Consider the following 11,318-nt stretch of genomic DNA (forward strand, 5'->3'; position numbering starts at 1 on the left):
CCCGTTTTTTAGATGCTAATATTTTATTACCAATGATAGCTTACACCAAGCTTAGCAACTGGTAACCACTGGAATTTATCATCATTCGCGATTTCATTCGCTTCTTGATTTACTGCATCTTGAGCTGATACAGGATTACCTACTACTGGAGCTAAATTATTTTGTGTTAATTGAACATCTGGATTGCCAGTATAATAAGCACCGACTTCACCAAACACGCCCCAGTTCTTATTAATTTTTGGTGCAAAACCTAATCCAAGGTAAGGTGCAATATCATTTTCATAAGATAGTTGACCGCGTACATTTCCTTCTTGACCTGGGACAGCTAATTGATAGTTATTACCATCAATGCTTAAGGTTTCACCATCTCCAATACGTTTTTGTAAATCATATTGACTATCAAGATAACCTACACCTGCAGCCATATACACGCCTTGTGCCCAACGATTGTCACTAGCTCCCCACGGGCGAATTTCCGCATTTAGATATGCTAGTTTATTATCCATATCAACATCATATTTCGTACCATTTACTGATACATCGTCTGTCCAAGAAATGTCACCACCATTATAACCTAGCGCCAAACCTACATAGGGGTTTGCAGTCCACAGTAATGCACCACCATAACCGGTTGTACCTACTTCAGCACGAACGCCAGTTGGAATCAGCTGGTTACGTTCAAAGGCATAGCCGTCTTGTACTACTGCTTCATCAGCTGCCATGGCTGTTCCAGCAATAGAGGTCAAAACAGATACTGCTAAAAGCTTAGCTAAAGTTTTCATTGTAGATCTCCTCAAAAAAGTTTCTATTTCATCATTAGTGCTTTTCTATCTAATAGTTAAAACTATAAAATATTAATTGCTTAACTTTTATTCGAAATTTGCTTAGTTTTTGTTATTTTTTGATACATTTTCTATTTGTTTTTGATTATTAAATAATTTTTTTGTTTACTTAAGCTCACTTGTCGTTTTCTGTCCGATTTTGTTCATCTTTCATAAGAAATTCCGATCCAAAGCCACTTTTTCATCTATTTCTGTCTCAATATAGTGTAAAATCTTGAAAAATTTTTTCTGGAAGGAAGATCATGTCTCAGCTTTCAACAATCATTGAACAGGCTTTTGAAGACCGTGCGAATTTCACAGCAGCAGATTGTCCTGCTGAAATCCGTCAAGCAGTTGAGGAAGTCATTGCTGGCCTGGACAATGGTACTTTACGTGTTGCTGAAAAAATCGAGGGTGAATGGGTTGTTCATCAATGGATTAAGAAAGCGGTATTGTTATCATTTAAATTAAACGACAACAAACCAATGGAAGCTTGTGATCTTCGTTTCTATGACAAAGTTGATACTAAATTTGGCGATTGGACTGAAGAACAGTTTAAAGCTGCAGGTGTACGTGTAGTACCTCCTGCTGTTGCACGTAAAGGTTCATTCCAGGCGAAAAACGTGGTATTGATGCCTTCTTATGTGAACATCGGTGCTTATGTGGATGAAGGTACCATGGTTGATACATGGGCAACTGTGGGTTCATGTGCGCAAATTGGTAAAAACGTTCACTTGTCTGGTGGTGTAGGCATTGGTGGCGTGCTTGAACCGCTTCAAGCGAACCCAACCATTATTGAAGACAACTGCTTCATCGGTGCTCGTTCTGAAATTGTTGAAGGCGTGATTGTTGAAGAAGGTTCTGTCATTTCAATGGGCGTATTCATTGGTCAATCTACCAAGATTTATGACCGTGAAACTGGCGAGATCCATTACGGCCGCGTTCCTGCAGGTTCGGTGGTTGTTTCTGGTAGCCTTCCATCTAAATGCGGTAAATACAGCCTGTACGCAGCTGTGATCGTGAAAAAAGTAGATGCGAAAACCCGTGCAAAAACTAGCTTGAACGATTTATTGCGCGAAGACTAAGATGTAGTCTGCTGCGGAACATTGATTGTTCCCCGGAGCTTCAACCGCTCCTCGTCTCTACGGTTAGCAATAGCCGTAGGGATTTTTATTTTTATACTGTGTTATTTATCCTGAGCTGGATTATGTTGTTATGAGTACTCTTCGATCTTCCGCTATTCCTGTTACCGATCCGTCTGCGGGGTTACGTATTACGGAGATTTTCTATTCATTACAAGGTGAAGCCAATGCTGCAGGATTGCCGACCGTATTTATCCGTTTAACCGGTTGCCCTTTACGTTGTACTTATTGCGATACCACTTATTCTTTTGAAGGTGGCGAACGCCAATCCCTGGATGACATTATTCAGACCGCACTGGATTTTAAAACACCCTATATTTGTGTGACCGGTGGTGAACCATTGGCACAGCCGAATGCCCTGCCTTTAATGCAGCGTTTAGCTGACCTGGGCTGTGAAGTGTCTTTAGAGACCAGTGGTGCACTCGATGTATCTAAAGTCGATCCGCGAGTTTCCAAAGTACTGGATTTTAAAACGCCAACTTCTGGAGAAGTTGCACGAAATTTGCTTAGCAATCTCGATCATTTAACCCCGCATGATCAAATCAAGTTTGTGATTTGTAACCGTGAAGACTATGAATGGTCAAAACAGCAGGTTGAACAATTCAAACTTGCCGATAAAGTCAGTACCGTGTGGTTCTCGCCTGCTTTTGCGGTAGAAAAAGGTGCGGTGAAATTACCCCAACTGGCACGTGATTTGGCTCAATGGATTTTAGATGATCATCTCCCGGTCCGTTTCCAGCTGCAATTACATAAATTGCTCTGGAATGATGAAACTGGTCGTTAATCCATTGTTATTTTGACTTATTTTTTGGAGATTTGAATATGCGCCCTCGTGCCATAGTTTTATTATCTGGCGGCTTAGACTCAACGACTTGTTTGGCTTGGGCGCAAGCACGTTATGAATGTATTGCTTTAAGTTTCATGTATGGTCAGCGTTCAACCACTGAACTGGATGCCGCTCGAGCATTAACCCAGCGTGCTGGTGTAGAACACCGGGTGATTAATATCGATTTAGGTAACCTGGGCGGTTCCGCATTAACAGACCATAACATTGACGTACCAGAACATGAACAAGAAGGTATTCCTGTAACTTATGTTCCAGCACGTAACACAATATTTCTGTCGTATGCGCTCGCAGCGGCGGAAGTTTTTGGTGCAGAAGCCATTGTAATTGGCATCAATGCCGTTGATTATTCAGGTTATCCGGACTGTCGCCCTGAATTTATTGAAGCTTTTGCCAACATGGCGCGCCTGGCAACCAAGGTTGGTGTAGAAGGAAAACCTCTTAAATTTGAAACACCTTTGTTACATTTATCCAAAGCAAATATCATTCGCTTAGGTATAGAACATGGCGTAGACTATAGTCAAACGGTGTCTTGCTACCAAGCAGACGACCAAGGACGTGCTTGTGGTAAATGCGATAGTTGCCGCTTACGTAAACAGGGTTTTGCTGATGCGGGTATCGCCGATCCGACACGTTATATACCGTCATAACAGGGTACAGTACATGAAAAATTTGAAGTCAAACATTATTCTTTCTACATTGGTTTCTGCAGTCGCATTGATGGCGACTGCTGCAAATGCAGCCGAAACAAACAAGCTTCAGGAAGCTTATAAAAGCACCAATGTAAAATCTGCTTTAATTAATGTTTGTAAGGAAGAAACTGCGAAAGGCAAAAAACTTACTTCTGCTGAAGTAAGCAAATACTGTACGTGTGCAGTGGAAGCGGATGGCCGTTTAACAAATGCACAAAAATGGGAAATCCAAAGTACCATTAACCAGAAGAAAAGTCCTGCGACTTTAGCTTTTGTGCAAAAACAAAATAAAGATTTACAAGCGTGTTTTGGTCCACAATTGACAGGCAAACTCAAAAGCTTGACTGAAGAAGCCATGAAATCTGCTCAACAAAAGAAATAATTACTTTATGTTGAAGAAAAGCCTGCATCGTTGCAGGCTTTTTTATTGGTAAAAATTACCTTCCCGCCTTCAGCCTAAACCTCGCTAAATTCGCTAAATTCGCTAAATTCGCTATCATGGCAGCATAAATTTACCATTCATATGACAATTTAACTTTATAAGGATGAACCCATGTCTGCTATTACGCTGCCTAATCAAGCCTTCCCGACCACAACCGGTGAAATTAACCTGACTGAAATTCCTACAGAATGGCTGATTGTGTATTTTTATCCTAAAGATTCTACTCCGGGCTGTACTACACAGGCGATCGGTTTCTCGTGTTTAAAAGATCAATTTGATGCCTTAAATAGCACCATTTTGGGTATTTCACGTGATTCGGTAAAAGCGCATCAGAACTTTACCGAAAAGCAGAATCTGAGCATTAACCTGATCAGTGACAAAGAAGAAGTACTGTGCAATCTTTTCGACGTGATTAAAGAAAAGAACATGTATGGCAAACAGGTGATGGGCATTGAGCGCTCCACCTTTATTTTCCATAACGGCAAACTGGTCAAAGAATATCGCAAGGTCAAGGCTGCAGGACATGCCGAACAGGTCCTTGAAGATTTAAAAGCCCTGCAAGCAGCTTAATTCCTTTTGATAAAAAGGCATGATTTAAACCAGAAATAGGATGACTCATGCCTTTTTCTTTTGGCCTGCTCTTTTACATTTTCCTTAGTTCAATAAAGAAATGGCAATGGACCATATCACACCGCCAATCACTATATCCAATATTTTCCAGGCTTTGGGACGTTGAAAAATCGGTTGCAAATAACGTGCTGCATAGCCCAAGCTAAAAAAGAACAGGAAGGATGCACTGATTGCTCCCAAGGCAAAATAAAGTTGCGTGTCTGGATATTGGGTCGAGATCGAGCCCAATAACACCACCGTATCCAGATACACATGCGGATTCAGCCAGGTCAAACCTAAACAGATGAACAAGACCTTGCCCAAAGAAGGGACTTCATTTGAACTGATTTCTAAACGCTGCTCGCCTTTCCAGGCCTGATAAAAATGTTGCGCACCATAGACCAATAAGAAAGTTGCACCCAAATACCTGGCAATATTCAGCCAATGCGGATGTAACGTGACCAGTTCTGAAAAGCCCAGCACTCCGGATGAAATCAAAATCGCATCAGACAAGGCACAACACAGGCAAATGGCAAAGACGTGTTGCTGCTTTAAACCCTGTTTCAGCACAAACGCATTTTGTGCGCCAATCGGTACAATCAGACTTAAAGCCATGGCAAAACCATGTAAGGCACTATTTAACATAGGTATTAAAACGTTAAGGTCATTCAAAAAACATGTTTTGAATTATCCCAGTTCACACTACAAATTAAGTATAATTAAGAAAATATCAATTCAACTCAGTTTTTTTTAGGTTGTGCTGTATGCTTTCAAGTAAGTTCTGTGAAGCTTTTCTTGCCGTGGCTGAATTAGGCAGTTTTGATGCAGCTGCGCAGCGCCTGTGTATTACGGCATCTGCAGTCACCTTGAGGGTGCAGGCTTTGGAAAAAGATTTGGGACAGATTTTATTGCTGCGCGAACGCCCCTGTCGGGTCACTCAAGCTGGCCAACAGCTGTTAGAGCATTTACAGCATCAACGCCTACGTGAACAGAATCTATTACAACAATTCATGGGTCAATCCAGCCAGCATGAGTTTCATCAATTCAGTATTGCCACCAATGCTGATTCTTTATCGACCTGGCTGCTCAAGGTCCTGCAAAGCACATTAATCGAGCATAAAATTGCCCTGAAACTGTCTCTGGATGACCAGACCCAAACCCATCAGCTGCTTGAAACCGGTTTGGTCAATGCCTGCATCTCCACAGAATCCTCTGCCATGAAGGGCTGTGAAGTGCATTATCTGGGGCAGATGACTTATCGCATGGTCGCAACACCTTCCTTTGTAGAAAAGTGGTTTAAAGATGGCATTCACCGCGATGCCTTAAGACATGCCCCAGCCATTATTTTTAATGGTAAAGATCTGATGCATCATCAGGTAATCCTGAACTTGTTTGGATTAAATCAGCAAAGTTATCCGCATTATTTTATTCCCTCCTCCACTGCATTTGTGGAAGCAGTGCATTTGGGTTTAGGCTTTGGTTTGGTGCCGGAATATCAGATTGGTGATGATCTGCAAAGCGGGAAATTGATTGAAATTATTCCAAATGCCAAAACCGAGATGAAACTGTATTGGCATCACTGGAAGCAGCAATCTGCACTACTGCAACAATTGACAATTGATTTGCTGGAAAAGGCTCAACATCAGATGAATGAATAAAGACGCTCACAAAGCTGGTTTTCAGATGGATATGTCTTTTTTATTTCATTTGCCATTGTCCAGACACTTCAATATTGACTTTTTCCCCGATCCCGCCGAAGGCTTTTTTCATGCCAAAATCACTACGTTTCACCACAGTTTTTGATTCCACATTCATGAGTTGTGGATTGGCTGAATTGGGTTGCAAGGAAGTATCCAGAATCACCGGCCGGGTAATACCGCGCAAGGTCAGATCTCCTTTAATCTTGTATTGATGATTTCCCAAAGCAATAAATTCACGACTGTTAAAAGTCGCGGTGGGGTATTTTTCAACGTAGAATAAATTTTCCCCCATCATCATATCTTTTAGTGAAGGCTTGCTCAAACTTAGGCTATTTACTTGCATGACAAACCGTGCCGAGGCATTCTGAGGTACTGCCGGATCAAAGCTCATACTGGACTGAACCTGACCAAACTTGCCTTTTACAGTTGAAAAGCCCATCGACTTCACTTCAAAGCCCACATAGGTTTGTGGAGTTAGTGTCCATTCCTGCGCATTGACCTGTGTGACAATACCCAGAGGGATTAGCCCGAGAATCAGGATACGTTGCAATGTGGTTTGGATATTCATCTTATCCACTCCTGGGTCGCTGCAATTACTTGCCTCGACCTAGTAGCTTACTGAAGATTATTCCAGATTGGTTTTATCTTGGGTCAGGTATTTGTGCTGCAATTGTTGGTAAGTCGAAGTTTTTTGAAATTTGTGTAAAAACTCGCTGGTGCCCAGCGGAAAAGCAGATTCGATAATTTCACCACGATAATATGCTTCACGTAGCGGGGTTGCTGAAATTGCCCCCACCAGGCTTTCCAGTTCCACCATCTCCCATTCCGGGAACAGCTTGAGATAATAGGAAGATTCATCTTTAAAATGACCAATCAAACCGATTTTGGTATCTGATTCAGCAACTTCCGTCACCAGCGATTTAACCAGTTGTTGCCATTTTTGATCATCATAAACATCAATGACATGTACAAACTTGATGCGCTGCTGATCTGCTTCTGAAAAATTGGACAAAATCATCTGTTCACGTTCAGCCGCAGTAAAAGGATTTTTAATATTGCGTTCATTTTGTGCTGAACCAAGAGCCAAAATAACCTGTTGGCTTTGTTGCAATGCAATTTTAATTGTTTGCATGTGTGCCAGGTGAAAAGGCTGGAAGCGACCAATGAAAACCAGATAATCAAATGTATAGTTCATAACAGATCAAGTTTTTTTATGACTCGTGAGTTGTGCCGCCCCAATAAATATGCGACATAATAAACGCCATAAAATCAAATTAAGTTTTAAAGCAAGGATAGTACGATGACACTGAGCTGTATTCAACAACCACATCAACATTTAAATGCGAATTTAGACAATGGCGTACTGACCTTGGCTATTGATCGTCCTGAAGCTAAAAATGCGTTATATACCGAGCTGTACTTAAAAATTGCCCAGGCACTGGATGAAGCCGATCAGGATAAAGACGTTCGTGTAGTGATTTTACGTGGTTCAGATGCTGATTTCAGTGCTGGTAATGATATGCAGGATTTCATGAAATCTGTAGCACAGAAAGGTCAGGCTCCGGCTTCGCAAGGTGCGCCTTTTATTTTGCTTAAATCTGCTGCGAAATTTTCCAAGCCGTTAATTGCTGCGGTTCGTGGTGTGGCAATTGGTATCGGGGTAACGATTTTACTGCATGCTGACCTGGTTTATAGTGATAACACTGCCCTATTCCAGATTCCGTTTGTGAGCTTGGGTCTATCGCCTGAAGGCGCTTCAAGCAAATTACTGGTTGAACAGGCGGGCTATCACAAAGCTGCAGAGTTGCTTTTGACAGCTCAAAAATTTAACAGTGAAACTGCTGTTGCTGCAAATTTGGTTAATAGCATTGAAGAAGATGTCTATGCGACTGCTGCACAAAAAGCCGCACAACTGTCTGCCTTGCCATTGGCTTCATTAGTACAATCCAAAGCCTTAATGAAACACAATCTTGATGAGATTGTGCAATGGATTGATCATGAAGCTGAAATTTTCATGAATCGGGTAGGCTCAGCTGAAATGATGGAAGCTGTTTCCGCATTCATGCAAAAGCGTAAACCAGATTTTGCCCAATTTAATTAATTGTTTTATCGTTAAATGAAAAGCCACTGAATGATGACATTATTTGGTGGCTTTATGCTTTTTAATAGATATAAATTTCAAGTTTTAAAAGCTGAGTAGATAAAGATGACCCAATCAAGCGATACCCAAACTGAAAAGAAACGTTATTTTGAGCCAGCCCCACAAGATATTGATGTCGAAAACTTTAAGAAAGTTGTACAAAGCCGTCGTTCAGTACGCAAATTTACGGACAAAGCCATTCCTGCCGATATTCTGGATGAATGTTTAGATCTGGCTTTGCTTGCGCCAAACTCATCCAATTTACAGCCCTGGACTTTTTATGTGGTGCAGAACCCTTCCAAAAAGAAACAGTTGGTCAAAGCCTGTTTAAGCCAACTGGCAGCAAAAACAGCTTCGGAATTAATTGTCTGTGTGGCACGTACCGACCGTATTGATGAAATGGCGAAGATGAACATTTCCGAGTTTCCATTTCCTGAAGCGCCTGCTGCTGTGCAAAAGTATTACAAGTTTATTCCATATAATTATAAAACGGGTTATTTCAATGCCCTGGGTAACTTTAAGAAAGTGGCTTTCAAAATTGCACGTACACTGGATAAGCAATTGCCAGTAACTGCTTTTAACCCCGCAGATGCGAAACTTTGGGCAAGCAAAACTACAGCGTTGGCTTGTGAAAATCTGGTATTAGCCTTACGTGCTTATGGTTTTGACAGCTGCATGATGGAAGGTTTTGATGAGCCGATGGTTCGTGAAATTCTGAAATTAAATGATGAACAGTATCCCGTAATGGTGATTGGTGCAGGTGAACGGGCTAAAGACGGCGTGTTCTTCCCGCAGTACCGTTTTGATCGTGAGCTGTTTATTCAGAAGGTATAATCCATATCCCGCTGATACAGTATTTGATACGTGCAAGGCGACATGGATGTCGCCCATCAGACTGTAGCATGTGGACCTACCATCAGCCTAACCAAAAGATTGCGTCCTGGTTGACAATGGAACAAGCACAAAAGACATTATTTGAATACTTAATCTTTGCAAATTTAAGGCAATTGGCAGCAGAAAACTTATTTTTCAATTAAAAAGTCTTCTGCCAATTCAGCCATACCTGATAATCATCACGCTCATTCATTTGTACAGGCTTGTCACCTAAAGGAAATCCGAATGTAGCTTGTATACTGCCTGCATAACGATTGTCCCAGCTGAAACCAATTCCCGCACTTCTCAGCGATACGGTATTCTTTTCAGTAGAACCCACCCATGTCTGTGCATTCAACTTCAATTTAGCCATATCAAGAAATAGTTTTCCGTTTAACCGATTTTGCGCGTTTGACCATAAGTCTTGCCTAAACTCCAGACTTGATGCCAAACCTTGCGAGGCAGAAAATACACTGCTCTTATAACCGCGCATGAAGTTTGAACCACCCACATAGTAAGCTTCAGAACTGTCCAGATTGTCAGGACTATAAAAACTTTCTACAGATGCAAATAATTCATTACTCTTCATAATTTTTTGCAGGCGTGATGCTTTCAGCAATACACTTAAATAGTCACCATCAGATTGACGTGAAAGTGCATCTGCAGCTTTAACCGCGTCATCTTTAATGTCTAAATGTCCAAATGAATTAATTACTGCAAACTCATTAAAGCCCGCGCCACCCACTGAGTCATAGGATGAATGATTTAATCCGAGCTGGAAGCTTTCGACATTACGGTGGTTGTAATTTTGAACTGTCTTAACATCATCTTCTAATTGTTTATAGGTATAGTTTAAGGACAGCATGGTTTGCTGCTTTGTACTTTGCATGACTGGCTGCTGCAACCAAACAGAAGTTTCCTTAGCATTACCTTCATAGCCTGCATCTTTTAGATCTTGACCTAATTCATATTCCAAATATGAATAGCTCACCCCTAGTTGTGTTCCTGAACCATGTACCAATGCTGAATAACCGATTTTTCCATAGTTCATCCGCTGACCGCTGCTCATGGCATCCAATGACAGCTGATCCCCCAGCCCCAATAGACTGTTCACACGTACACCGCCTGTACCACGGACTTTACCCGTATATTTACCGCCGAAATTATCTGCACCTACATATGCCTGATATTTTTGTGCGGGAGCCAGCTCGACATTCAGTAAAGTTTCATTTTGTGACTGTCCTGCAGTAAAAGACAGATTATTTTTCACTCCATTTAGCCGATTCAGACGGGATGATATTTCATCTAGAGATTGATCACTCAATAGCTGTTTATTTTGCAATGGTGCAATCATTTGATTTACCAGCCACGACTGGGTATTCGACGCATTGCTTAAATGCACGCCATTCAATTGCGCTTCTACGACTTGAAGGGTAACAATTCCCCCATTCAGCGTTTGGGCCGGCAAAAATGCATAACTGTAGCTATAGCCATTTTGTGCATAATAATCACTGACCTTGTTTGCTGCTTGCTGCAATTCCGTCAATGTCAGCTGCTTGCCTTCATAGGCTTGAATTTGTTGGCGAAGTATCAATTCAGAAAACTGCGTATTGCCCTGAATCTCAAATTGGCGAACAAACACTTGCTGCTCCCCATGAACAGCATGTTGTGGCGCTGGTGCTTGCAGAGTTTTATTTTCTTGTGCAGGCTGAATCTGCGGGCTTTTTGCTTCCTGCAATAATTGACCTGCATTTGGGATGTTTTCTGCAAAACAAAGCTGCCCTGTTGCGATTAAACTGCATAAAAGCAACGTTCTAGGACGAGCAATCATCATTAAATTGTTATTCATTTCAACCCCAATATTTAATCTTAAAAAGAGACCGTTATTCCACTTATAGAAAAGGCTATATACCCATGCCGATTTCTGGGCATCCTTACTGAAAATTCAAAGTCTTTTTTTCAGTATTTTCAACCTCTGCAAAACTTCAGACCCCCTTTTGCAGCACAGTCAATGATTTAAATCGCTGTGCTGCCGAAATGGGGCCTGCATCATAT

The 11,318-nt window shown here is 41.5% G+C and carries 13 protein-coding genes; 8 read left to right on the forward strand and 5 right to left on the reverse strand.

Annotation, left to right across the window (positions count from 1 at the left end; translation table 11 throughout):
- Positions 1 to 26 precede the first annotated feature (26 nt).
- The gene (carO, locus tag E0H88_RS05505) at positions 27 to 782 is read right to left on the reverse strand and encodes an ornithine uptake porin CarO (RefSeq protein WP_131273398.1); all 756 of its coding nucleotides are present in this window, start codon (positions 780 to 782) and stop codon (positions 27 to 29) included.
- A 302-nt stretch (positions 783 to 1,084) separates the two neighbouring features.
- On the opposite strand from carO, the gene dapD reads away from it, so the two are divergent.
- The 5 genes from dapD (at position 1,085) to E0H88_RS05530 (ending at position 4,511) form a co-directional block, all read left to right on the forward strand.
- Entirely contained in the window at positions 1,085 to 1,906 is an 822-nt protein-coding gene (gene dapD / locus E0H88_RS05510; RefSeq protein ID WP_092818612.1) for a 2,3,4,5-tetrahydropyridine-2,6-dicarboxylate N-succinyltransferase, read from the forward strand.
- A 130-nt stretch (positions 1,907 to 2,036) separates the two neighbouring features.
- Entirely contained in the window at positions 2,037 to 2,747 is a 711-nt protein-coding gene (gene queE / locus E0H88_RS05515) for a 7-carboxy-7-deazaguanine synthase QueE (protein ID WP_092818613.1), read from the forward strand.
- A gap of 38 nt (positions 2,748 to 2,785) precedes the next feature.
- On the forward strand, positions 2,786 to 3,457 hold the full coding sequence (queC, locus tag E0H88_RS05520; RefSeq protein ID WP_092818614.1) for a 7-cyano-7-deazaguanine synthase QueC: 672 nt from the start codon (positions 2,786 to 2,788) through the stop codon (positions 3,455 to 3,457).
- A gap of 13 nt (positions 3,458 to 3,470) precedes the next feature.
- Positions 3,471 to 3,881, forward strand: coding sequence for a hypothetical protein (locus tag E0H88_RS05525; protein WP_092818615.1), 411 nt, complete (start codon positions 3,471 to 3,473; stop codon positions 3,879 to 3,881).
- 171 nt (positions 3,882 to 4,052) lie between these two features.
- Complete coding sequence (locus E0H88_RS05530; RefSeq protein ID WP_131273399.1) at positions 4,053 to 4,511, forward strand: peroxiredoxin; 459 nt, start codon at positions 4,053 to 4,055, stop codon at positions 4,509 to 4,511.
- 84 nt (positions 4,512 to 4,595) lie between these two features.
- On the opposite strand, the gene E0H88_RS05535 is transcribed toward E0H88_RS05530, so the two are convergent.
- The gene (locus tag E0H88_RS05535) at positions 4,596 to 5,195 is read right to left on the reverse strand and encodes a LysE/ArgO family amino acid transporter (RefSeq protein ID WP_131273400.1); all 600 of its coding nucleotides are present in this window, start codon (positions 5,193 to 5,195) and stop codon (positions 4,596 to 4,598) included.
- Positions 5,196 to 5,314: 119 nt separating this feature from the next.
- On the opposite strand from E0H88_RS05535, the gene E0H88_RS05540 reads away from it, so the two are divergent.
- The gene (locus E0H88_RS05540) at positions 5,315 to 6,208 is read left to right on the forward strand and encodes a LysR family transcriptional regulator ArgP (protein WP_131273401.1); all 894 of its coding nucleotides are present in this window, start codon (positions 5,315 to 5,317) and stop codon (positions 6,206 to 6,208) included.
- Positions 6,209 to 6,248: 40 nt separating this feature from the next.
- On the opposite strand, the gene E0H88_RS05545 is transcribed toward E0H88_RS05540, so the two are convergent.
- Both E0H88_RS05545 and E0H88_RS05550 read right to left on the reverse strand, forming a co-directional pair.
- The gene (locus tag E0H88_RS05545) at positions 6,249 to 6,818 is read right to left on the reverse strand and encodes a YceI family protein (RefSeq protein WP_131273402.1); all 570 of its coding nucleotides are present in this window, start codon (positions 6,816 to 6,818) and stop codon (positions 6,249 to 6,251) included.
- 57 nt (positions 6,819 to 6,875) lie between these two features.
- A complete protein-coding gene (locus tag E0H88_RS05550) occupies positions 6,876 to 7,445 on the reverse strand; it encodes a nicotinate-nicotinamide nucleotide adenylyltransferase (RefSeq protein ID WP_131273403.1) in 570 nt (189 codons plus the stop codon).
- Between the two features lie 105 nt (positions 7,446 to 7,550).
- Here E0H88_RS05550 and E0H88_RS05555 point away from each other — a divergent pair, with 105 nt between their 5' ends.
- Positions 7,551 to 8,351: an enoyl-CoA hydratase-related protein gene (locus E0H88_RS05555; RefSeq protein WP_131273404.1), complete on the forward strand. Its 801-nt coding sequence runs from the start codon at positions 7,551 to 7,553 to the stop codon at positions 8,349 to 8,351.
- 105 nt (positions 8,352 to 8,456) lie between these two features.
- Entirely contained in the window at positions 8,457 to 9,224 is a 768-nt protein-coding gene (locus tag E0H88_RS05560) for a nitroreductase family protein (protein ID WP_131273405.1), read from the forward strand.
- Positions 9,225 to 9,423: 199 nt separating this feature from the next.
- On the opposite strand, the gene E0H88_RS05565 is transcribed toward E0H88_RS05560, so the two are convergent.
- Positions 9,424 to 11,112: a ShlB/FhaC/HecB family hemolysin secretion/activation protein gene (locus E0H88_RS05565; RefSeq protein ID WP_252151991.1), complete on the reverse strand. Its 1,689-nt coding sequence runs from the start codon at positions 11,110 to 11,112 to the stop codon at positions 9,424 to 9,426.
- Between the last annotated feature and the right edge of the window lie 206 nt (positions 11,113 to 11,318).

The sequence above is a fragment of the Acinetobacter sp. ANC 4216 genome, assembly GCF_004331195.1.
GTDB lineage: Bacteria > Pseudomonadota > Gammaproteobacteria > Pseudomonadales > Moraxellaceae > Acinetobacter > Acinetobacter kookii.

Bases quoted from the DNA above. Each gene is read 5' to 3' on its own strand.
- E0H88_RS05545 (WP_131273402.1), bottom strand. From the start codon at position 6,818: ATGAATATCCAAACCACATTGCAACGTATCCTGATTCTCGGGCTAATC.
- E0H88_RS05525 (WP_092818615.1), top strand. From the start codon at position 3,471: ATGAAAAATTTGAAGTCAAACATTATTCTTTCTACATTGGTTTCTGCA.
- E0H88_RS05560 (WP_131273405.1), top strand. From the start codon at position 8,457: ATGACCCAATCAAGCGATACCCAAACTGAAAAGAAACGTTATTTTGAG.
- E0H88_RS05530 (WP_131273399.1), top strand. From the start codon at position 4,053: ATGTCTGCTATTACGCTGCCTAATCAAGCCTTCCCGACCACAACCGGT.
- E0H88_RS05555 (WP_131273404.1), top strand. From the start codon at position 7,551: ATGACACTGAGCTGTATTCAACAACCACATCAACATTTAAATGCGAAT.
- E0H88_RS05565 (WP_252151991.1), bottom strand. From the start codon at position 11,112: ATGAATAACAATTTAATGATGATTGCTCGTCCTAGAACGTTGCTTTTA.
- queC (WP_092818614.1), top strand. From the start codon at position 2,786: ATGCGCCCTCGTGCCATAGTTTTATTATCTGGCGGCTTAGACTCAACG.
- E0H88_RS05535 (WP_131273400.1), bottom strand. From the start codon at position 5,195: ATGTTAAATAGTGCCTTACATGGTTTTGCCATGGCTTTAAGTCTGATT.
- dapD (WP_092818612.1), top strand. From the start codon at position 1,085: ATGTCTCAGCTTTCAACAATCATTGAACAGGCTTTTGAAGACCGTGCG.
- E0H88_RS05550 (WP_131273403.1), bottom strand. From the start codon at position 7,445: ATGAACTATACATTTGATTATCTGGTTTTCATTGGTCGCTTCCAGCCT.
- E0H88_RS05540 (WP_131273401.1), top strand. From the start codon at position 5,315: ATGCTTTCAAGTAAGTTCTGTGAAGCTTTTCTTGCCGTGGCTGAATTA.
- queE (WP_092818613.1), top strand. From the start codon at position 2,037: ATGAGTACTCTTCGATCTTCCGCTATTCCTGTTACCGATCCGTCTGCG.
- carO (WP_131273398.1), bottom strand. From the start codon at position 782: ATGAAAACTTTAGCTAAGCTTTTAGCAGTATCTGTTTTGACCTCTATT.